The sequence below is a fragment of the Orbaceae bacterium lpD02 genome (assembly GCA_036251875.1).
Taxonomy (GTDB): Bacteria; Pseudomonadota; Gammaproteobacteria; order Enterobacterales; family Orbaceae; genus Orbus; species Orbus sturtevantii.
In genome coordinates this window covers 1,574,303-1,597,198 of sequence record CP133960.1, presented here as the reverse complement: position 1 = coordinate 1,597,198, position 22,896 = coordinate 1,574,303, and the positions used below count along the sequence as shown (strand labels likewise).

The following is a 22,896-nucleotide window of genomic DNA, read 5'->3' as shown; positions in this document are numbered from 1 at the left end:
TTTAGCTGTCAATCTAGATGCTAGTAATGAGCTTGTTATTTGCAGGCAACTGTAGCTAAAAAGGCTAGCTTGAGTTCATCAAAAGGTAGCTTACGGCTAATAATGACCATTCTTGATATTCGTTCGCTTTCGTCATCCCAAACCGAACCGTAATCAAATCCAACCACCTTATGTACACCTTGTACGATTAAACGTTGTGGTTGGTCTTGTATTGCTAAAACACCTTTGTAACGTAGCATATCATTACCATATTGCTCGATTAGCTGTTCAGTAAAGCGGCCGATTTTCTTTAAATCCAGTTCGCCCGCTTCAAAAACATAGGAACAAATATCATCATTCCATGATTGCTTTGCGTTATTATCGGTACTAATTGGCCTAAAATCTTCAGGTGTAAGTGGTTTTATGCTACTTATTACAAAGAATCCTTTACTTACTTCAAGCTCATCATTTAAATCAAAAGCGTGAATATCTAGCCACTGCTGTTTGGCTATTTGCCCTTTGATTGCCGCAAAGATAATCGCTTTATTATTAATTCGATGAATTCTCTCTACGACCGTTTGTTTTTGTTCCTCACTAATGCGATCGGTTTTAGTCAGAATAATCCGATCAGCAAACCCAAGCTGTAGATGGGCTACACGATGCTCATTTAACTGTTTTAAAATATGTTCACTATCGACTAGAGTAATGACAGCATCAAGTTGGATTGTCTCGCGAATAAGCTCGTCGATAAAAAAAGTCTGCACAATTGGTGCAGGATCAGCAAGACCCGTTGTTTCAATAATTAAGCGATCATACTCGATTGCGCCACTCATCCGTTTTTGGTGTAACTGATGTAATGCTTGGGTAAGTTCTCCCTGTACACTGCAACAAATACAACCGTTAGTCATTTCTATAATTTCTATGTTGGCATCTTTTTTGAGTAATCCACTATCAACATTAACAGCCCCAAACTCATTTTCAATGATAAGAATTTTTTCATTTTGATTATGGTTTAGTAGATAATTTATAAGCGTTGTTTTACCTGAACCTAAAAAGCCAGTTAAAATGGTGACGGGAAGTGGTGATGATTGTGTCATTGGCAGCCTTTGTTTACATCAATAGAAATTAGCAACATTTAAATCCACCTTTGCCGCTATATTTAGCTTCTTGTCGTTCTTTAAAAAACGCTTCATAGGTCATTGGTATCTGTTCTGGGTGGGTTAACTTAATATGCTGGACATAGGTATCATAATCAGGGATCCCGATCATCAATTTAGCCGCTTGGCCAAGATATTTACCTGCTTTAGCTAAATTATCAAACATAGTTTTTCCTTAAATTGCGCCGCTCATTGCTTAATAGTTTTTATCCTAGCATTTTTTTGTGAAATAATCACGGTCAGTAAAAATCTCTCATCTAAATTCAGCGCGTAATTTTAAACTGTAATTGACATAATAGATATTTTTATACTGGAAAATTAAATAATTAGTTAATTTTTACTAATAACTACTTACTTCTTAAATGATTATCTTTATAATGAGATTAAATTTTAGAGAGTGTATTGAGATCATTTTTTTATGGAAAAGTTTAAAATTGTAGGGCCGACTAAGCTTAGCGGTGAAGTCACTATTTCTGGGGCTAAAAATGCAGCATTGCCTATTTTATTCGCTGCGTTATTGGCTGAAAAACCAGTGGAAATTAAAAATGTCCCAAGATTGAAGGATATTGATACTACACTTGAATTGTTAGAGCGTTTAGGTGTTAACATCAAACGTAATGGCACTATTAACCTTGACGCGAGTCAAGTTAATAACTTCTGTGCCCCTTATGAGCTGGTCAAAACAATGCGGGCTTCAATTTGGGCGCTTGGGCCGTTAGTTGCGCGTTTCGGTCAAGGGCAAGTCTCATTGCCTGGTGGCTGTGCAATAGGAGCAAGACCGGTTGATTTACACATTTCAGGGCTACAAAAACTTGGCGCGACGATTACTCTTGATGAAGGCTATGTTAAAGCGACAGTAGACGGACGACTTAAAGGTGCTCATATTGTGATGGATAAAGTGAGTGTTGGAGCAACTGTCACAATCATGACCGCGGCAACATTAGCCGAAGGCACAACGATCATTGAAAATGCCGCCTGTGAACCTGAAATTATTGATACAGCTAAATTTTTAAATATACTCGGTGCTAAAATAACGGGAGCAGGTACAGATCACATAGTAATAGAAGGTGTTGATAAGCTTGGTGGTGGTGTCCATAAAATTTTGCCTGATCGCATAGAAACAGGTACTTACTTGGTTGCGGCGGCAATTTCAAAAGGTAAAATTTTGTGTCGTAATACCGATCCAAGCATGCTCGATGCAGTTATTGCAAAGCTACGCGATGCAGGTGCGGTAATAGAAACAGGAAAAGATTGGATCAGTATTGATATGCAGGGTAAACGGGCTAAAGCTGTCAATATTAATACCGCCCCTCACCCTGGGTTTCCTACCGATATGCAAGCACAGTTTTCATTGCTTAATATTGTTGCTGAAGGTACCGGCATTATTAAAGAGACCATATTTGAGAACCGCTTTATGCATATTCCTGAACTAATTAGAATGGGCGCAAAAGCTGAGATTGAAGGTCATACATTGATAACTACAGGCGTAGAGCAGCTTACAGGCACAGAAGTTATGGCTACTGATCTACGCGCATCGGCAAGTCTTGTTTTAGCGGGTTGTATTGCTAAAGGTACCACGTTTATCGATCGTATTTACCATATTGATCGTGGCTATGAGATGATTGAAGAAAAACTTCGAGGGCTTGGCGCTAGAATTGATAGAATAAAAAGTAACTAATTTTATCCCTCATAATCATGATAATTGTGAGGGATAACATGGTTTAGCTTAATTATTTATAATAAGCTATACACATAGTCATTAATGCGATTCGATAAAGGGGGTTTTTGTGTCAAAAGCTTTAATCTTGCTTTCAGAAGACTGTGAAGAAACCGAAGCAGTAACCACTATAGATTTACTAACCCGTGCAGGTATTGAGGTTACTTACGCAAGCATTACTCAAGAGCGAGAGGTTATGTGCTCTCGCGGTGTCGTTATTTTAGCACAGAAGTCTTTTGCTCAAGTTAGTGATCACCAGTTTGATGTGGTGATATTACCTGGTGGCGTAAAAGGGGCAGAAAATTTTCGAGATTCGAAGCAAGTTATTGAAAAATTGCGGCGAACATATGAACAAGGTCAGCTTATTGCAGCTATCTGTGCGACGCCAGCAATGGTTTTGCAATATCATAATTTATTTCCTCATGCGACTATGACCGGTTATCCAACAACAAAATCATCGTTTAAATATTGGAGTGATGAGCGTGTTTATTATGATGAAGCGCATCGATTAATTACCAGCCAAGGGCCTGCAACTTCGATCGATTTTGCGTTAAAAATTATTGCGGTTTTAGTCGGTAATTCAAAAGCGGCCGAAGTTGCTAGTCAGTTAATTCTACCTAACGGAATTACCAGCTACGCAAATTAGGTTATTGCTATTCTTTTAGATAAGGGGATCAATATAGGCATCCCCCTGCTTTATTTCATATTAAGTCCTAATTGCTAATGACTACTGGGCCTTTAGATATTTATATACCTTAATATTATTAAAGCCTTGCTCAATTAAGTATAATGCTTGTAGCTTACTCATTACACCTCTATCGCAATAGAGTAAATATTGCTTATTCTGATTCAAACTAGCAAATTCGCTACTTAATTTATAAAATGGTAGTGAGATTATTTCTATGCCCGCCATTATTAATGGATTATCTTCTTGCTCGTCGGGTGAGCGGATATCGATGATCGTATCCGTGCTATTAAATTCAGAAACAGTTTCTACTTCTTGAATTTTTGTACTAGTTTGTTTGGCGATTTCTCTGATATCAATATTTTTCGCTTCGTTAATTGCTTTGTCTAGGATAGTAAAATCAAAATTTATTTCTTCCGCTTCAATTTTTTCTTTTACGGCTTTTACCGTTGGACTTTTTGAGATTACACCACAAAATTCTGGCATTGTTTTGGCAATATCTTCAGTCCCAATTTGCCTTGCCAGTTTGATAATATGCTCTTTATCATGAGCGATTAATGGTCGTAAAATCAAAGTATCAGTAGCGTTATCGATTAACCGTAGATTAGTTAAAGTTTGGCTTGAAACTTGTCCTAAGGCTTCGCCTGTGACTAATGCTTGTACGCCATATTTTTCGGCTATATGTGAGGCGGCTCTTACCATCATTCGTTTCAGTACAACCCCCATCTGTCCATCATCAATTTTTTCTAAAATTTCACCCACAACATGTGAAAAATCAATGGCAACAAAACGTACTTTATGTGAACTACTGAAACGATCCCATAAATAATGCGCCATTTGTTTTACGCCGATTTCATGTGAGGCGCCTCCTAAATTAAAGAAGCAATAGTGCACTCGAGATCCTCGACGCATCAGCATGTAACTTGATACACCTGAGTCAAATCCGCCAGAAATAAGCGACAAAACATCTTCTTGTGTGCCAATAGGAAAGCCGCCAATACCTGCGTAGCGACCTTTGACTAGTAATAGTTTATCTTGATCAATTTCTAGATTAACGGTGATATCTGGTTTAGTGAGCTTAACTTTTGCACTCGGTACATACTGATTTAGTCCCCCTCCGACGTAGCGTTCTACTTCTATAGAGGTAAAGTTATGTTTTCCTCTACGCTTGACTCTGACACAAAATGTTTGGCCTTCAATAATTGACGCAAAATAATCACGAGATTTTTCATAAATATCATGAATATCAGTAAAAGTAAGCTCATCTACAGCTAAAATATGGTGAATGCCTGGAATGCGCGAAAGCAAATCGAGAATTTTAGCATCGCTATTTTTGACTCTAGGTCGTACTTCAATAAAATCCCAATGTCTAATAACGGCTACATCAGTATGGTATTTGAGGATATTACGAATATTACTGGTTAAAATTTTAATAAAACGTAAACGAACCGATTCACTTTTAATTGTGATCTCAGGGAATAACTTAATAATAAATTTCATATTTTGTATTTATCACTTAATAAAAATGGCGACATTATACTTATTTATGACCTTAATGCGTACTATTGTTTACTCTCATTTTAATAAAATGCTAAAATCTACTTGCTTGTTGGCTCAGGTTTCGATAATATTCGCCATCAATGTTTTTATTTTTCTTTTATATTAAAATATTTTATAATCAATGAAAGAACAATTGAATTAACTGTAGGTTAAAATGTACGAACTCCTTATTATTGTTTTTCTTATCGTTGCAATTGCCATCATCGGGTTAGTTTTAATCCAAAAAGGTAAAGGCGCAGACATGGGTGCATCATTTGGTGCGGGCGCTTCTGGAACTTTATTCGGATCAGCTGGCACAGGTAATTTTTTGACCCGCACAACAACAATCTTAGGTGTTGTATTTTTTATTATCAGCATTGCTTTATCCAATATTGGTAGCAAAAAAGCAAGCAATGATGGCTTTTGGAACTTGGAAGAACCGAGCACGTCAAGTTCCCCAACAGAAACGGCAGATTTAAACCAGACAAATAATAGTGAGTCAGCTACAACGACAATAACGCCAGTTGAGTCTGCTAATCCTACATCTGACATTCCTGAATAATTACTTCTTGCTGCCGTGGTGGTGAAATTGGTAGACACGCTATCTTGAGGGGGTAGTGCTCTAGGGCATGCGGGTTCAAGTCCCGCTCACGGCACCAATTCAATATCGATTGATCGTCATTGTATATTTAAAGCACTAGATAGCCAAATATCATTAGTGCACACATTATGCTCTACACTTGCTAAACGCTATATTTTAAACTCTTATATAAGCTAGTCTAATTAAAATTACGGTATAGGTTTTGTTATGGCATTTTCTCAATCAGAATATAATCAGCTAATTAACTTAAAATATGTTGGTGCTAAAATAATCGAGCGTTTAGAGCAGATGGAATTGGATTCTTTCGACAAACTTAAACAAACGACATTAGATGATATTTTATCCCAGGGAGCACTATTATCAGGCTCGACGTGTTGGAAAAATAGCCATCAGGCGAAAACTGCAATTTTAAATATTTTAAGTCTAGTAAATTCAAAATAATCTATTATAGAAATAAATTGTGTTAGCTCAAATTTATCAAAATTAATATTTGCATTTTTAATGGGAATGCGTATAATCCTTGTTCATCTAAAGCGGGGTGGAGCAGCTTGGTAGCTCGTCGGGCTCATAACCCGAAGGTCGTTGGTTCAAATCCAGCCCCCGCAACCACTTGAATTTTCTACTCACGATACTTCATAGTTAATTCAGCAAAGTGGCTTCATTACAGGATTTTAAATGTAGCCTCGCTCGTCGGGGTTTTTTTGCGCTTATTGAAGTGTATTTACGTTTAATTAATCAAACAATAAGCTGGGCTATATGCCCTTTTTTATTTTGTTTATGCTACGGAGGTTTATTTGGCTAGTTTAGAACAACGGTTAGACGATATCATTCGCGCTCCTATTATGGCGCTAGGATTTGAGCTTATCGGCGTTGAATATGTTAGAAGCCGTAATCCGGTATTACGAATTTATATTGATAGTGATAATGGTATAACAGTTGATGATTGTGCAGATGTCAGTCGTCAAGTTAGTGCGGTATTAGATGTCGAAGATCCGATTACAACAGCCTATAGCTTAGAGGTATCGTCTCCTGGAATGGATAGACCATTGTTTACGCTTGAGCACTATCGTCGTTTTATCGGTGAAGAGATCTCAATTTCATTACGTATTGCTATTGCGAATAGGCGAAATTGGAAAGGAATTATTAAAGCAATAGATGATAACGAAATGATCACACTTATTATTGAAGGTAAAGACGAAATATTTGCTTTAAGTAATATTCAAAAAGCCAATATTGTGCCTAAATTTTAGACTAAATTGAAAAGGTAGCATAGGATGAATAAAGAAATTTTAGCGGTTGTTGAAGCAGTATCTAATGAAAAAGCCTTATCACGAGATAAAATTTTTGAAGCTTTAGAGTCTGCGTTGGCAACGGCAACAAAAAAGAAAAGACATGGGCAAGATATTGACGTTGTTGTTAAAATTGATCATAAAACAGGTGATTATGATACATTTCGTCGCTGGTTGGTGGTCAATGAAGTGACACAGCCATACCGTGAAATAACATTAGATGCCGCGCAATATGACGACCCATCAAAGAACTTAGGCGATTATGTTGAAGAACAAATCGAATCAGTTACATTTGATCGAATCACCACCCAAACTGCGAAACAAGTAATCGTACAAAAAGTACGCGAAGCAGAACGTGCGATGGTTATTAACATGTTTCGTCATCGTATTGGCGAAATTGTTACAGGTATTGTTAAAAAGACCAATAGAGATAGCGTTATTTTAGATTTAGGAAATAACGCTGATGCAATGATGGCGCGTGAGGATATGCTACCTCGTGAAAACTTTCGTATAGGTGATCGCGTTCGTGGGATTTTGTATATTGTCGAGAGCGAAAATAAGCCTGCTCAGCTTTATATTAGCCGCTCAAATCCGCAAATGATGGAAGAATTATTCCGTATAGAAGTGCCAGAAATTGGCGAAGAGATGATCGATATTAAAGGTGTTGCTCGTGATCCGGGGTCGAGAGCAAAAATTGCTGTAAAAAGTAATGACCGCCGAATTGATCCAGTTGGTGCATGTGTTGGTATGCGAGGAGCACGGGTTCAAGCTGTTTCTAACGAATTTGGTGGCGAAAGAATCGATATTGTTTTATGGGATGATAATCCAGCTCAATATGTTATTAATGCCATGGCTCCGGCTGATGTTGTTTCAATCGTTGTTGATGAAGATAAACATACTATGGATATCGCGGTGCATGAAGATAACTTACCGCAGGCTATTGGTCGTAATGGACAAAATATTCGCTTAGCTTCACAGCTCACCGCGTGGACGCTAAATGTAATGACAACGGATGCGCTACAAGAAAAACACCATGCGGAATCGTTCTCAGCTATTAAAAGTTTGATGAAGCATCTTGATATAGAAGAAGACTTAGCTACATTATTGGTTGAAGAAGGATTTACTAATTTAGAGGAGCTTGCTTATGTTCCTGTAGATGAGTTGTTAGAAATCGAAGCATTAGATGAAGAGCTCGTTGATGCCTTAAGAAGCCGTGCAAAAGGGGCTTTAACAACCTTAGCTCTAGCCAATAGTAGCAATAAGCAACCCGCAGCTGATTTATTGGGATTAGCGGGAATGACACAGGAGCTAGCTTATCAACTCGCAGCTCATGATATTATTACGTTAGAAGATCTTGCCGAGCAAGGAACTGATGATTTGCTAAATATTGAAGGGCTGACAAATGAACAAGCTGGTGAGTTAATAATGAAAGCTCGAAATATTTGTTGGTTTGCAAATGAATAATTAAACGTAACAGGAAGGGATAGTAACACATGACTAAAGTATCAATAGAAACCCTAGCGCAAGAGATCAAGACTCCAGTTGACACCCTGTTGCAGCAGTTTGCCGATGCAGGTATAGAAAAAAATGCATCAGATTTTGTTAGCCAGAAAGAAAAAGAGGCGTTACTTGCGCATTTGAATCCACAAAAAGGGCCAACAAAGTTGACAGTGCAGCGTAAAACACACTCTACTTTGAATGTTCAAGGTTCAGGTGGTAAAAATAAAGAAGTCAAAATTGAGGTTCGTAAAAAACGAACCTTTGTTAAACGGGACCCTGTGGAAATAGCTGCCGAACAGGAAAAAGCGCGTTTAGAAGCAGAACAAAAAGCGGCAGAAGAAAAAGCGCAATTAGAGGCAAAAGCTAAGGCTAAAAAGCAAGAAGAAGAGGAAAAACGCCAAGTAAAAGAGCAAGAAGAGAAGCAAAAGCAAGCAGTTATTGCCAAAGCCAATGCCGAAAAAGAGCAAAAACAGATCGAAAAAGAAGCCGCCTTAGATCCAAAGGCGAAAAAAATAGCCGAAGAGAAAGCGCGTTTAGAAGCTGAGGCAAATGAGATTAAACGTAAAGCTGAAGCAGAGAACCACCGCAAGCTTGAGGAAGACGCGAAACGTATGGCTGAGGAAGCTCGAAAGTTAGCTGAGCAATATAATAAAGATGGCACAGAGCCAGAGCGTGGCCCTGAAGATGAAGATTATCATCTAACGACGTCGGTTTATGCTAGAGCAGCTGAAGATGATAATGATCGTGAAGTTGAAAGTGGTCGAGCTCATGGACGCGGTAGTAAAGTCGCTAAACAGAAAAAAGGTAGCAAGCTTTCTGAAGGTAAAGCGGAACGTGAAGAAGTAAGAGCGATTACTCGTACAGGCCATAAAAAGAAAGGCAAAAGTACTATTCAACAAGGCTTTAATAAACCTGCTCAAGCAGTTAACCGTGATGTTGTTATCGGTGAAACGGTGACAGTTGCTGAACTGGCTAACAAAATGGCGGTTAAAGGCTCTGAAGTAATTAAAGCTATGATGAAAATGGGCGCGATGGCAACGATTAATCAGGTGATTGATCAAGAAACTGCTCAGCTTGTTGCTGAAGAAATGGGGCATAAAGTTGTGTTACGCCGTGAAAATGAATTAGAAGAATCATTAATGAGTGACCGTGATACTGGCGCAGAAAAAGTATCAAGAGCACCTGTTGTTACGATTATGGGACATGTTGACCATGGTAAAACATCATTACTTGATTATATTCGTAAAGCAAAAGTCGCTTCAGGCGAAGCCGGCGGTATCACACAACACATTGGTGCTTATCATGTTAAAACCGAAAATGGTGATATCACATTCCTAGATACTCCTGGCCATGCGGCATTTACATCGATGCGTGCTCGCGGAGCTAAGGCGACAGACCTTGTCGTTTTAGTTGTTGCCGCGGATGATGGCGTAATGCCACAAACAATTGAAGCTATTCAGCATGCCAAAGCAGCTAATGTTCCGATCGTTGTGGCAGTAAATAAAATCGATAAAATGGATGCCGATCCAGAACGTATTAAGGGTGAATTAGCTCAATACGGCGTTATGTCAGATGATTGGGGTGGTGATGCGCAGTTTGTTCATGTATCAGCTAAAGCAGGAACAGGTATTGACCAATTACTGGAGGCTATCTTACTACAAGCTGAAGTATTAGAGCTAACGGCTATCGATACAGGTATGGCAAGTGGCGTAGTTATTGAATCATTCCTTGATAAAGGCCGCGGCCCTGTTGCAACGGTTCTAGTTCAGTCTGGTACTTTGCATAAAGGTGATATTGTGCTTTGTGGGTTTGAATATGGTCGTATTCGGGCGATGCGTAATGAGCTAGGTAAAGAGGTGATTGAGGCTGGTCCTTCTATGCCCGTTGAAATCTTAGGTCTATCGGGCGTTCCATCTGCGGGTGACGAAGCAACAGTTGTACGAGATGAGAAGAAAGCACGAGAAGTCGCACTTTATCGACAAGGTAAATTCCGTGATGTTAAACTTGCTCGTCAGCAAAAAGCAAAACTTGAAAATATGTTTACCAACATGGCTGATGGCGATGTTTCTGAATTAAATATTGTGCTTAAAGCCGACGTTCAAGGCTCAACTGAGGCAATTTCTGATGCATTGACGAATTTATCAACTGATGAAGTTAAAGTCAAAATTATAGGTTCTGGTGTCGGCGGGATCACCGAAACAGATGCTTCACTCGCGGCAGCATCGAATGCAATTATTCTTGGTTTTAACGTACGTGCTGATGCGTCTGCCCGTAAAGTTATTGAATCAGAAAATCTTGACCTACGCTACTATTCCGTTATTTATGATTTAATTGATGAAGTTAAACAAGCGATGAGTGGCATGCTTGCACCTGAGTATAAACAACAAATTATTGGCCTTGCTAACGTTCGAGATGTATTTAAATCACCTAAATTTGGCGCAATTGCTGGTTGTATGGTTACTGAAGGTGTCGTTAAGCGACATAATCCAATTCGCGTCTTACGTGATAATGTCGTTATTTACGAAGGTGAGTTGGAATCATTACGTCGCTTTAAAGATGATGTAAATGAAGTGCGTAATGGTATTGAATGTGGTATTGGCGTACGTAATTACAATGATGTCCGCGTAGGTGACTCCATTGAAGTATTTGAAACCATCGAAATTAAACGTACTATTTAATTTAGTAAAAATCAGTTATTAGTTTTTTAGCCCTTACATAGTGCATAGCATTGTAACAAGGGCTTTTTAAATCAAAAGGAGGATTTTTATATGGCAAAATCATTTAGTCGTCCGCAACGAGTTGGTCATGAGCTACAAAAAGAGATTGCGATAATATTGCAAAGAGAGATAAAAGATCCTCGTTTAGGCATGGTGACCGTATCGGGTGTTGAGCTATCTCGAGATTTATCCTATGCTAAAGTTTTTGTAACGTTCCTTTATGACAAGGATGCTGATGTTGTTACCCAAGGATTAAAAATTCTTGATGAAGCAACGGGGTATATCCGTTCATTAGTTGGAAAAGCAATGCAATTAAGAATTATTCCTGAATTAAAGTTCGTTTACGATGAATCTTTAGTTGAAGGAATGCGCATGTCAAATTTAGTTACAGAAGTCATTAACAAAGATCAAAATCGCCGTAAAGGTGACTAAGTAGCCAAAATATAATCTGGAATGCGGTTTATTCAGGTTATATTTTTCTTCTCATTTAGTTTTATTCTTCTTTTTATCCATTATCTTAATAATTTCGAGTATTAAATAATTTTGTAAATTTCAACCTATATCCCTACATATTATCTAGATAAAGATATTGTTTTATATTATATTGCGTAAAAAACTACCAATAATATTATAAAATAAGGAAGTAACATGATGAAAAAGAAATATAAATATAAATATAAAGTTCTATCGTTAGCTGTAGTCTCTGCTTTATACTCACATAATTTGCATGCAGCAATAATTACTTTAACCGATAGTAATTTTCCTACATCGACTGTTTTAGCAGATGCTAATCATGTTTTTATAAACACTACAACAAATGGTATCCTTTCCCCCCATATCGATTCTAGCTCTGCAGGTGAAGGCTTAGTTGCCAGCAATACTTATCAATTGACCATAAATAGCACGGATACTTTTGGCATCCGTTCTAATTTTGCAGGAAATTATAATAGTTTTAAGGCAATTCGTATCTCAAGTGACGGTGCATTTATTTCTAATAGTAATATTGATATCAGCCTTAATTCGGGTACTGGCGTATATGTCGCCAATGAAGGGAATGCGCTTTTTAATAAAAAGCTTGATATCACCTCTACTGGCCCTAGTTCAATGGGTATTCGTGCTTATAGCTCAGCGACTAACCCATCGAATATTCCATCTAATGGACGATTTAAAGATCAAGTTACAATTGTCTCTCATGGTGATAATAGCTACGGTATTTCTAGCCAGGTTGTGAGCCCTGATGGGGTTGCCTCGCTACAGTTTGATAAAAATGTAAGCATTACCATGAATGGTCTCGCTAGCTATGGTATAAAGGTTGAAGATGGGGGCACAGGAGGCCTTAATAGTTCGACTATATCGTTTAGCGATGGGCTAGATCTTCAAATAGCTAACGGTACAGGAATTGTATCTGAGAAGCAGAACCATACTATTCAAATTAATGGTATCAGCCATTTAATCGCGAGTAATAATACGATACTGGAATCTGCATCAGGATTGATTCAAGTTAACGGTCAAGCTGATATTGATGGCGATATTCAAGCTTATACAGGCGGAGTAGTTGATTTAGCTTTATCGAGTAACTCCAACATCATAGGTAAATTGAATAATTATAGTGACCCTGGATTAGGTAAAGCAGCGGGTCAAATCCATCTTAATTTTGGCGGTTCAGGTAGCCAATGGACAATTACTGATAGCTCAGCAATTAACTCTCTGGCTGGGCAAGGCTATCTTATATTTAATAATTATACTGTGGGGACATCACTGTCAATTACCGATAGTAATGCTGCCATAGGTAGTCATACGGTTGAGGTACTTGATTCTGGTACTAATGGTTCTAATGATGCTAACGGGGTGACGTTGATATCTACGCAAGGAGGGAATGCCATATTTAGCATGCCAACATTAGCTAATATTGGTGCATATCAATACGGTCTGCAAAAAGTAGGCAATAATTGGCAGTTAACAAGACCTGGCTCATTTTCTCTCACAACCAATAATGCGATAAATGGTTTACGAGCTGGTTACTTAATGAATTATAATGAAAATCAAAGCTTATTGCAGCGAATGGGTGAATTAAGAAGTACAAAATCTGGCGGCGATTTATGGGCAAAAATTCTAGCAGGGAAAAATAAAGTTGATGGCAATAGTCAATTGTCTGCGTTTGACCAAAAATTTTATGGTATTCAAGTTGGTACAGATACCAGAAAAATGCTAAATGATAATGCTGATTTTTATTTAGGGCTAGCATTTGGTTATACTCGTAGTGACCAAGACTATGCTAGAGGTGATGGAAATATTGATTCATATTATGTTAACGCGTATAGCTCATATACCAATGCTAATGGTCTTTATCTCGATGGTGTTGCTAAGATAGGTTGGCAAAAACAAGATTTTAACCTACAAGATAATCAAAATAACTCTGTAAATGGTGATACCGATAGTAGTCTTTTTGGTGTAAGTGCAGAACTCGGTTATAAATACTACTTTGCTGGCGAGCAAAAATCAGGTTGGTTTACTCAGCCGTCTGCACAAATAGCATATAGCCATGTTGATAGTGATACCTTTACGGCAAGTAATGGACAAAAAATTAATTTTGATAATTACTCATCAGTATTAGGTAAAGCAGGAGTGATTATTGGTTATGATTTTTCACAGTCATCTAGTAATCCATTTAACGTCTACTTAAAAACTAACTATTTCCATGAATTTTCAGGCGATTTAGAAGGAAAAATTAATGATGAGACGATTAAGACTGATTTAGGGAGTAATTGGTGGAACTACGGCATAGGCTTTAATGCACAAGTTAAACATTCACATAATATCTATTTTGATATTGACCAATCCCGTGGGGCTGATTTTAAACAACTTTGGAAATTAAATGTTGGATATCGTTACCAGTGGTAGGATGAAAGTGTATAATAGTAAAAAAGGGGCTATTTATTAGCCTCTTTGTTTTTATTAAGACAATTTCGTAGGGTATAAAATGGCAAGAAAGCGCAAAGGTCGGGATGTTCAAGGTGTTTTACTGTTAGATAAACCAGCGGGTATGACATCAAATGACGTATTACAAAAAGTAAAACGAGTATTTAATGCCCAAAAAGCGGGTCATACGGGAGCCTTAGATCCTCTTGCAACCGGAATGTTGCCGATTTGTTTTGGCGAATCAACTAAATTTTCACAATATCTGCTAGATTCGGATAAACGTTATCGTGTGATTGCACGTTTAGGCCAAAGAACGGATACTTCAGATTCAGACGGACAAATTATTGCGGAAAAGCTGGTTAAGGTCATTCAACCAGATATTGAACAGGGATTAATTCACTTTAGAGGTGATATTATGCAAATCCCTACCATGTTTTCCGCTTTAAAGTATCAAGGTCGCCCGCTTTACGAATATGCCAGACAAGGAATTACTATTGAACGGCAACCAAGGCCGATTACTGTATATGAAAATCGTTTTATTGCTTTTAATAATAATGAATTAGAACTTGAAATTCACTGCTCTAAGGGAACTTATATTCGTACTATTATTGATGATCTTGGCGAGTTATTGGGATGCGGTGCACATATTATCTATTTACGTCGGTTACAAGTATCAAATTACCCTAGTGATAAAATGGTCTCATTATCGTTTATTCAAGAACATGCTAGTAATATTGAGCTACTTGATTCACTGTTATTATCTGTTGATAGTCCTGTGCAAGATCATGCTAAAATAGCGCTAACCGATGAGCAGGGGCGCGATATTTTATTAGGTAGAACAATCGAAATTAGTCAGTCGACAGTGCAAACTCAGTTAGTTAGGTTATATCAGCAAACGCTCTTTATTGGTATCGGTCAATGGCTCAATAATTCGATATCACCAAAGCGATTAATTCAAACGGAACAATAAGCTATGTTAAGTCGTTTTGGACCAATCGTTATCATTTTGATTTCGATGGCATCAGTGCAAGGAAGTTCATCACTTGCTAAGTATTTATTCCCTATTTTAGGTCCTGCGGGTATGGCCGGATGGCGATTAGTTTTTTCGTCAATTATGTTACTGCTTATTTTTAAGCCATGGCGTAAGCCTATCTCCAAGCAAGCATGGAAGTATATTATATTATATGGCCTCGCTTTAGGTTTTATGAATTTATCTTATTATTCCGCAATTAAACGGATCCCTATTGGGATCGCAGTTGCAATCGAGCTTACAGGTCCGATTGTTGTCGCTATGTTTGCGGCAAGAAAAATGATTGATTTTATTTGGCTTGCTATAGCTATTATCGGCTTGGTTATGTTACTACCTATTCACAATGCCAGTACCGATTTAGATTTAATTGGCGTTATATTGGCGCTTTGCGCCGGTAGTTGTTGGGGAATGTACATCGTTTTTGGGCGTAAAGCAGGGCAACTGCAAGGAGCTTCGAGTGTTGCTTTGGGGTCCGTGATTGTTTCATTTGTGATATTTCCAATCGGGGTATGGCAAAGTGGCGAGGTAATGTTCTCATTAGATGTACTACCGTTAGCTTTACTGGTTGCTTTACTTGCTTCAGCTATCCCCTACGCCCTCGATATGATTGCCATGCCAAAGGTTCCAGCATTAACATTTAGTACCTTAATGAGCTTATCTCCGGTACTTGGTGCCTTATCAGGATTACTATTCTTAGATGAAACACTATCTGGCTATCAATGGTTATCTATTTTATTGATTATTATTTCTTCAGTTGGAACCGTATTATCAATTAGCTATAAACCCAAAATTATCGCGCTCAATGATAATTAAACAAAAAGGCGCAAGCGCGCCTTCTTTTTTAACTAAGCCCGTTAAGCTTCTTGTGCGAGAGCTTTTTTTACCGCAGGGATTTCATCAATTCGTTGCATAAATTGATCAATTGAAGGATAAGCAGGTAAATTAGGAATAATTTTACGCCAGCGCAGTACCACATAAAGATAGGCATCGGCAATAGTGAAACAATCGGTTGCAATAAATTTATGCTGTTTTAGTCTTGCGTCGAGGTAAGCGAATTTATCTTCCAATACTTTAATTGCTTCATCTTTTTCTGCTTGCACTTGCGACCTAAAAAGTGGTCCATATGCCTTATGCAGCTCGGTTGCTACATAGCTTAGCCACGATAGTGTTTGGTAGCGATCAATATGACCAATTGGTGCAAGAAGTTTCGCATTAGGTGCTTTATCGGCAATATACTGAGCGATAGCAATATTCTCAGTCAAAATTGCATGATCATCTAACTCAAGCGTTGGGACTTGACCTCTAGGATTGACATCTAAAAAATTACGATTATGTTCTGTCTTTTTAGTTTTAAGATCGACTCGCTCAATAGAAAACTCAAGACCTGACATACAAAGAAGAATATGCTGCGTCAATGAGCATGCGCCTGGGCTGTAGTAAAGTTTCATAATTGACTCCTAATTAGTTATTTGACGTTATTATCATACTGCTTTTAAACAATAAAAATAAATGCTTTATTGTAATTTTGGTTATTATTTTGTTATGGTATTTTATTGTGATATTTTGTACGTTATAAAAATGGCAATAGATTTAAACTTGAATTCATCGATGTAGTGTAAATTTTAGAATAATTTAAAAGCCAGCCTAAAAGAGGTAAGCAACCTATAATGATAGATCTGTTAATGGTCGAAGTTGGAGTACTATTACGTAGTATAAGTCACTAAGCCATAGAAAACGATATTTGGTCTTTTACTTAAGGTGTGAAATTTAAAAAAGGTGTTTCTATTTAGGTATTAATACAAATCAATTCATTAATAATCGCTAGGGGGTTTTATGTCATTATTACAATCTTCAGTAATCAAGTTAAACGATCAAGTTGAGTTACCACAACTAGGCTTTGGAACCTATAAAATTACTGATTTAGCCGAGATGGAAACCGCAATTAGCCAAGCATTGACGGTTGGCTATCGAGCTTTTGATACTGCGCAGTTATATAATAATGAACGAGAATTAGGGATAGCATTAAAAAATAGTGGCTACAAACGGCACGATTATCTTGTGACATCTAAAATTGATAATAAAAACCAAGGGTATGAACAAACACTCAAGGCATTTGATCAGGGATTACGGGATTTGCAGATGGATTATGTCGATCTATTTTTAGTTCATTGGCCATTAAGCAATCCCTTTTTTGAAACCTGGAAAGCGTTAGAGCGAATTTATGAAGAAAAGCGAGCTAAAGCAATCGGTGTATGTAATTTTAATATTTCCCACCTAGAGCTATTAGCAACCAAGGCGAATATAAAGCCAATGATCAATCAAATTGAGTTACATCCTTATATGACCCAAAGCGTTTTAGTCCAATATCTTAAACAGCAAAAAATTGCGATTGAAGCTTGGTCTCCTCTTTGCCGAGGCAAGATTAATGATGAAAAACTATTGATAGATTTAGCAAAAAAATACCAGAAGTCACCCGCACAAGTCACCTTACGTTGGCATATACAAAATGGTTATATTGCAATTCCTAAATCAAGTAACCCTAAGCGCATCGCTGATAACATTAATATTTTTGATTTTGCGTTAACAGAATCTGAAATGCAGGGGATTGACGGTCTTAATCAAAACCTCCGCATCGGTCAAAACCCTGATGATGTTTATAAAAACAATGGTTTCTAAATTAAGATGACATTCCAAAGTAAAATTGTCGCTGATATAGAGCGGCAATTTTATATTCGAGCTTTAAAATGGAGTGGGAACACCCGTTAGCCAAAGCACAATAGGTAATGTAACTAAACTTACAATCGTGCTAACGAATGTTGCACTTGATACCAGTTCGGGTTTGGTATTAAATTGTACTGACAGCAACGTGGTGTTTGCCGCTGAGGGCATTGCAGCTAGCACAATTAGAATTTGCTTATACATATGCTCAATTGGCATAAAATAGACTAAGGCTAAAGCGATGATCGGCGAAATAACCATTCTAACGAGTAGTGCGACGAATAATTTAGAGTATTCCAATTGCTTGACGGTTAGTTTTGCCAATTGCATACCTAAAATAATCATGATAACGACAATAGATGAGTCCCCAATCATTGCGATAGGTGTTAAGACAGCAGGGCTTAACGAAACTTTGCACAGTTGAAATATAATACCAAGCAATGCGCCATAAGCGACAGGCATCCGAACAACTTTCATTATGACCTCTTTTTGGCTAACGGTGTCTTGATAGTCACTTCCTTTTGCCGCATAGTAAATACCAACAGTACTCATAACAAATTGCTGCAATACCATCATAATAACCGCTAGTTCAAAGCCTACTGCACCAAAAAAAACTAGAATGACCGGGGTACCATAATTACCATTATTCATAAAACAAGAACACAGAATCATTGCGCAGCGTTCTTTGATATTATATTTAACAATTAAACACCATAATGAAATAATGCCAATTAAAATAAAGCAAAGTGCAACAATATATAAAATATAATACAAGTAATCGATCGTCAGTGTATGGGTATAAAAAGTTTTAAAGGCCAAAAATGGTGATAATACATAAAGTGACATTTTTGATAAATTAGCAACATCGAATCTAAGCGCTTTTTGTGCAATAAATCCAACAATAAAAATACAAAAGATGGGTAATAAGATAGTAAAAAATTGCATATTTATTTTTCAACTTTATTTTAGTGTCATGATATTAAGTACATTATAACAATAGATAATTGAGCACCTTGGCTATAATTGTACTGATTTTACTTGTTTTAAGCATCCATGCTTTCTATTGCCGCAACAATCTCTTGTCTCAGTGTATGACAAATTTGTGCATCGAGAGCGCGGTTATGTTTATCGGTTAATACAAATAGATCTTCTACATGTTCGCCAATCGTCACAATTTTAGCACTGCGTAAAGAAATATCTAGATTAGAGAATACTTCGCCAACGCGTGCAAGTAATCCAGGTCTATCTAGTGCAATTAATTCCATATAGGTTTTTCGGTCACTCAGCGTTGATAAAAAGTTAACTTGAGTTGGCACTGAAAAGTGGCGAATTTTAGATGATAGAGGTTTGATTTTTGCGCGTTTATAATCCGTTTGCTTGAGCGCTTTTTCAAGGCTTTCTTTAATATTGTGATGCCGGTCAAGGGCAATTAGCTGACCATTTGGTTCTAGCACAATAAACGTATCTAAGGCGAACTCTTTTTTATTCGTAATAATCAGCGCATCGTGAATAGTTAAATTACGTTTACTTAGCTCATTACTTACTGTTGCAAAAAGATAGGGACGATCGGGTGAGTAAATACAGATTTCAGTTCCACCGTGAAAAGGCTTTTCATTAATAAAAACTAATGGCTCAGATAAATTATGGGTTAATAAATTTTTGGCATGCCAAACAATCTGTTCAACGGTATAACGTAAGAAATAGTCGAATCGATAATCTTGCCAAAACTGTATAATGAGCTTTTCATGATAGCCTTGTTTGATGAGAAGATGTAACGCATCTTTTTTATGCAGCCTTACAATGCTACGTTGTGCGGGAATTTGATGATTTTCTAAATCAAACACATGTTTGGTTGACAGGTATAATTCTCGCATTAGACTTTGTTTCCAACTATTCCAAAGCGTTTCATTGGTCGCACAAACATCAGCAACAGTTAAACATAATAGATATTTTAGGCGTTTTTTACTGTTAACTTGGTTAACAAATTCACTAATTACGACGGGATCTTGTATATCACGGCTTTGCGCGGTAACCGACATCAATAGATGATTTTGAACCAACCAGCAGATCAGCTCGCTATCACTTTTTTCAATATCGTGTAATAAACAGAACTCTTTAACTAACTTTGCGCCAATTTCTGAATGGTCGCCGGCTCTTCCTTTAGCAATATCATGGTACAACGCTGTGATGGTGAGTAACTCAGGTTTATCGAGCGTAAAGTAAACTTTTGAGCTATTCGGGTGCTTCTTTTTCCCTTCTTCAGTCGAAAAGTCAGCAATCTCTAATAATAGACGAATAGTATGCTCATCGACGGTATAAGCATGAAAGAGATCGAATTGCATCATCCCGACAATACGCTTCCAACCAGGAATATAAACACTTAAAATACCAAATTGATGCATTGGCAATAATGCTTTCCGTATGGCATCGGGATGTTTGATAATCGCTAAAAAATGTTCTCTAGCTTTTGGAATATCACTGAGCAATCCGCTAATTTTTCGCCTAGCAGAGCGTAATTGGCGGATCGTGTTTGAATAGATCCCCGTAACGTGTGGATTAAGTAATATGGTATGAAAAAGCTGTAAAATCATTGAGGGATCTTGGGTGAATAAGTTATTATCTTTGACGTCAATTAATTTATCTCTAATCTGAAAATAGTCATCGATACTATAGGGCTTGTTGTGGTGGCTAATGGTTAAAATGGATTCTTCAAAAAGCTGTAATAGCATTTGATTAAGCTCAGTTACATTATGCACAACACGATAATAATCCCGCATCATCTTCTCAACGGGTTCATTTCGTTCACCTTGATAGCCTAATAAATGTGCTATGCTGAGCTGGCGATCGAATAGTAGGCGGTTATCGTATCGGCTAATGACAGTATGTAAAGCAAAGCGTATTTTCCATAAAAAACGACGACAGTTGTTGATTTCTTCAATTTCTTCTACAGTTAAATAATTAAATTTTGTTATTTCTTGTAGCGATATACCGCCAAAATGTCTTAGGGCAATCCACTGGATAGTTTGAATATCGCGCAGACTGCCAGGGCCATTTTTTAAGTCTGGTTCTAAATTATAGCTGGTACTATGATACTGCTTATGGCGTTGCTGTTGTTCTTTGACTTTTGCTTGATAAAATTGCTGTGATGGCCAAATTTTATCAGTAAAAATGTGCTGTTGCAGTTCATTGAGTAGGGTTTGGTTGCCTACCACAAGGCGTGATTCGAGCAGATTCGTCATAATGGTAATATCAGCTGTTGCTTCTTGTAAGCACATTTTTAGTGTTCTAACACTATGACCGACATCAAGGTGTAAATCCCATAACAACCTGATAAGTTGACCCATTTTTTCTTGTAGTTGTGTATTCAGCGGTTTATCACTTAAGATGAGAATATCAACGTCAGATAGAGGATGCAGTTCCCCTCGTCCATAACCGCCAACCGCGATTAATGCGATACGGTTGCGCTTAAATAGCGACGAAGATTGTTGAGGGATTTGATAAAACTGCCACAAACGATTCAGTAACTGGTCAATAAATTTTGCACGCGCAACGATCAGTACTTCTATTTCGACATTTGCTTTAAATTGTGTGATGCTCCATTGCCGAAAATTATCCAATTGAACTTTTAAGTGGTTAAGATTTAATTGCTCATCGCTAAAATCAAGTGGCGAAAAGGGAAGGTTAATATGTGAATAGGTCGAAGCATTCATGGTGCAATCATGCAATAGCTAGGTGATTAATGATCTCTATCGTTACCTTAAAACGGTTAGATGTCAATAATTAGTCCAATTTATTGTCATAAAAAAGGCTCATAAAAAATAAGCCTTTTTGTTGTGCATTTACATTTAATTAAAGGTAGTTTATTTACAGTTCAAAACCGCTTAAATCATCTTCATTAATCTCAGAATCTATTTGACCCACTAAGTAAGAGCTCATCTCTGCTTCTTGTGGGGCAACTTGTACATTATCTGAAACCAACCAGTTATTAATCCAAGGAATTGGGTTTGATTTAGTTTCGAATGGTAGTTTTAATCCAACTGCTTGCATACGAATATTAGTAATATATTCAATGTATTGGCAAAGAATATCTTTATTTAACCCAATCATTGAACCGCCAGAAAAAAGATATTCTGCCCACTCTTTTTCTTGATTAGCAGCCTTTAAAAAAAGCGCATAGGATTGCTCTTCGCACTCTTTGGCAATTTCAGCCATTTCCGGATCATCGTCACCGCTACGTAAGGTGTTAATCATAAATTGAGTTCCCGTTAAATGCAGGGCTTCATCACGTGCAATCAATTTTATAATTTTCGCATTACCTTCCATTAACTCACGCTCAGCAAAGGCGAATGAGCAAGCAAAACTGACATAGAAACGAATTGCCTCAAGTGCATTCACGCTCATCAGGCACAAATAGAGTTTTTTCTTCAGTTCACGTAAATTAACATCGAGCACTTTACCATTTATTTGGTGTTGACCAGTGCCGAATAAATTGTAATAGCTTGAATATTCAATTAATGCATCATAATAACCTGCGATATCAGTGGCACGCTTTTTAATTTCTTCATTGGTCACAATATCATCAAAGACAATAGAGGGCTCATTAACAATATTACGGATAATATGAGTGTAAGATCTTGAATGTATTGTTTCTGAAAATGACCATGTTTCAACCCAAGTTTCGAGCTCTGGAATTGAAATAAGCGGTAATAGGGCAATATTAGGGCTACGACCTTGAATAGAATCAAGTAACGTTTGATATTTTAAATTACTAATAAAAATATGTTTTTCATGCTCTGGCAAGTTAGCATAATCAATACGATCTTGTGAAATATCGACTTCTTCTGGGCGCCAAAAGAACGATAGTTGCTTTTCGATCAATTTTTCAAACATCTCATATTTTTGCTGGTCATAACGAGCAACATTTACCGGTTGACCTAAAAACATAGGTTCTTTGAGTTGATTATTATGTATTTGTGAGAAAATGGTATAACTCATTATCCGATCCTTTATAAATAAAATTTACTATTGCTAGCTAGTTTTCTCGT

At 37.3% G+C, this 22,896-nt stretch carries 19 protein-coding genes and 2 tRNA genes; 14 read left to right on the top strand and 7 right to left on the bottom strand.

Annotated features, from left to right (window positions below; all coding sequences use genetic code 11):
• Positions 1-35: 35 nt before the first annotated feature.
• Together RHO12_06940 and RHO12_06935 are read right to left on the bottom strand one after the other, a co-directional pair.
• Complete coding sequence (locus RHO12_06940) at positions 36-1,076, bottom strand: GTP-binding protein (GenBank protein WVD65125.1); 1,041 nt, start codon at positions 1,074-1,076, stop codon at positions 36-38.
• Between the two features lie 28 nt (positions 1,077-1,104).
• Positions 1,105-1,302, bottom strand: coding sequence for a YbdD/YjiX family protein (locus RHO12_06935; GenBank protein WVD65124.1), 198 nt, complete (start codon positions 1,300-1,302; stop codon positions 1,105-1,107).
• 252 nt (positions 1,303-1,554) lie between these two features.
• On the opposite strand from RHO12_06935, the gene murA reads away from it, so the two are divergent.
• Together murA and RHO12_06925 are read left to right on the top strand one after the other, a co-directional pair.
• On the top strand, positions 1,555-2,814 hold the full coding sequence (gene murA / locus RHO12_06930) for a UDP-N-acetylglucosamine 1-carboxyvinyltransferase (protein ID WVD65123.1): 1,260 nt from the start codon (positions 1,555-1,557) through the stop codon (positions 2,812-2,814).
• Positions 2,815-2,923: 109 nt separating this feature from the next.
• The gene (locus RHO12_06925; GenBank protein ID WVD65122.1) at positions 2,924-3,499 is read left to right on the top strand and encodes a DJ-1/PfpI family protein; all 576 of its coding nucleotides are present in this window, start codon (positions 2,924-2,926) and stop codon (positions 3,497-3,499) included.
• A gap of 81 nt (positions 3,500-3,580) precedes the next feature.
• On the opposite strand, the gene thiI is transcribed toward RHO12_06925, so the two are convergent.
• A complete protein-coding gene (thiI, locus tag RHO12_06920) occupies positions 3,581-5,038 on the bottom strand; it encodes a tRNA uracil 4-sulfurtransferase ThiI (protein ID WVD65121.1) in 1,458 nt (485 codons plus the stop codon).
• 214 nt (positions 5,039-5,252) lie between these two features.
• Here thiI and secG point away from each other — a divergent pair, with 214 nt between their 5' ends.
• The 11 genes from secG (at position 5,253) to RHO12_06865 (ending at position 15,946) form a co-directional block, all read left to right on the top strand.
• Positions 5,253-5,639, top strand: coding sequence for a preprotein translocase subunit SecG (gene secG / locus RHO12_06915; protein ID WVD65120.1), 387 nt, complete (start codon positions 5,253-5,255; stop codon positions 5,637-5,639).
• A gap of 12 nt (positions 5,640-5,651) precedes the next feature.
• Positions 5,652-5,736, top strand: a tRNA-Leu gene (locus tag RHO12_06910).
• Positions 5,737-5,885: 149 nt separating this feature from the next.
• Positions 5,886-6,119 (top strand): hypothetical protein, encoded by a 234-nt coding sequence (locus RHO12_06905; protein WVD65119.1) that lies wholly within the window; start codon positions 5,886-5,888, stop codon positions 6,117-6,119.
• Positions 6,120-6,210: 91 nt separating this feature from the next.
• Positions 6,211-6,287 (top strand) — tRNA-Met (locus RHO12_06900).
• Positions 6,288-6,472: 185 nt separating this feature from the next.
• Entirely contained in the window at positions 6,473-6,928 is a 456-nt protein-coding gene (gene rimP / locus RHO12_06895) for a ribosome maturation factor RimP (GenBank protein WVD65118.1), read from the top strand.
• A 24-nt stretch (positions 6,929-6,952) separates the two neighbouring features.
• On the top strand, positions 6,953-8,431 hold the full coding sequence (gene nusA, locus RHO12_06890) for a transcription termination factor NusA (protein ID WVD65117.1): 1,479 nt from the start codon (positions 6,953-6,955) through the stop codon (positions 8,429-8,431).
• Positions 8,432-8,460: 29 nt separating this feature from the next.
• Positions 8,461-11,145, top strand: a complete 2,685-nt coding sequence (gene infB, locus RHO12_06885) for a translation initiation factor IF-2 (GenBank protein WVD65116.1) — start codon at positions 8,461-8,463, stop codon at positions 11,143-11,145.
• 90 nt (positions 11,146-11,235) lie between these two features.
• Positions 11,236-11,616 (top strand): 30S ribosome-binding factor RbfA, encoded by a 381-nt coding sequence (rbfA, locus tag RHO12_06880; protein WVD65115.1) that lies wholly within the window; start codon positions 11,236-11,238, stop codon positions 11,614-11,616.
• A gap of 216 nt (positions 11,617-11,832) precedes the next feature.
• Positions 11,833-14,085 carry an autotransporter outer membrane beta-barrel domain-containing protein gene (locus RHO12_06875; GenBank protein WVD65114.1) on the top strand — a complete coding sequence of 751 codons (2,253 nt, stop codon included), beginning with the start codon at positions 11,833-11,835 and terminating at the stop codon, positions 14,083-14,085.
• Positions 14,086-14,164: 79 nt separating this feature from the next.
• Positions 14,165-15,073, top strand: coding sequence for a tRNA pseudouridine(55) synthase TruB (gene truB / locus RHO12_06870; protein ID WVD65113.1), 909 nt, complete (start codon positions 14,165-14,167; stop codon positions 15,071-15,073).
• Positions 15,074-15,076: 3 nt separating this feature from the next.
• The gene (locus RHO12_06865) at positions 15,077-15,946 is read left to right on the top strand and encodes an EamA family transporter (GenBank protein WVD65112.1); all 870 of its coding nucleotides are present in this window, start codon (positions 15,077-15,079) and stop codon (positions 15,944-15,946) included.
• A gap of 41 nt (positions 15,947-15,987) precedes the next feature.
• Here the strand turns inward: RHO12_06865 and gstA are convergent, their stop codons facing one another.
• The gene (gstA, locus tag RHO12_06860; GenBank protein WVD65111.1) at positions 15,988-16,581 is read right to left on the bottom strand and encodes a glutathione transferase GstA; all 594 of its coding nucleotides are present in this window, start codon (positions 16,579-16,581) and stop codon (positions 15,988-15,990) included.
• 385 nt (positions 16,582-16,966) lie between these two features.
• Here gstA and RHO12_06855 point away from each other — a divergent pair, with 385 nt between their 5' ends.
• On the top strand, positions 16,967-17,809 hold the full coding sequence (locus tag RHO12_06855) for an aldo/keto reductase (GenBank protein ID WVD65110.1): 843 nt from the start codon (positions 16,967-16,969) through the stop codon (positions 17,807-17,809).
• A gap of 63 nt (positions 17,810-17,872) precedes the next feature.
• Here the strand turns inward: RHO12_06855 and RHO12_06850 are convergent, their stop codons facing one another.
• From RHO12_06850 to nrdB, 3 genes are all read right to left on the bottom strand, one after another.
• On the bottom strand, positions 17,873-18,796 hold the full coding sequence (locus RHO12_06850; protein ID WVD65109.1) for an AEC family transporter: 924 nt from the start codon (positions 18,794-18,796) through the stop codon (positions 17,873-17,875).
• Between the two features lie 98 nt (positions 18,797-18,894).
• Positions 18,895-21,561, bottom strand: a complete 2,667-nt coding sequence (gene glnD, locus RHO12_06845) for a bifunctional uridylyltransferase/uridylyl-removing protein GlnD (GenBank protein ID WVD65108.1) — start codon at positions 21,559-21,561, stop codon at positions 18,895-18,897.
• Between the two features lie 154 nt (positions 21,562-21,715).
• Positions 21,716-22,846: a class Ia ribonucleoside-diphosphate reductase subunit beta gene (gene nrdB, locus RHO12_06840; protein WVD65107.1), complete on the bottom strand. Its 1,131-nt coding sequence runs from the start codon at positions 22,844-22,846 to the stop codon at positions 21,716-21,718.
• Between the last annotated feature and the right edge of the window lie 50 nt (positions 22,847-22,896).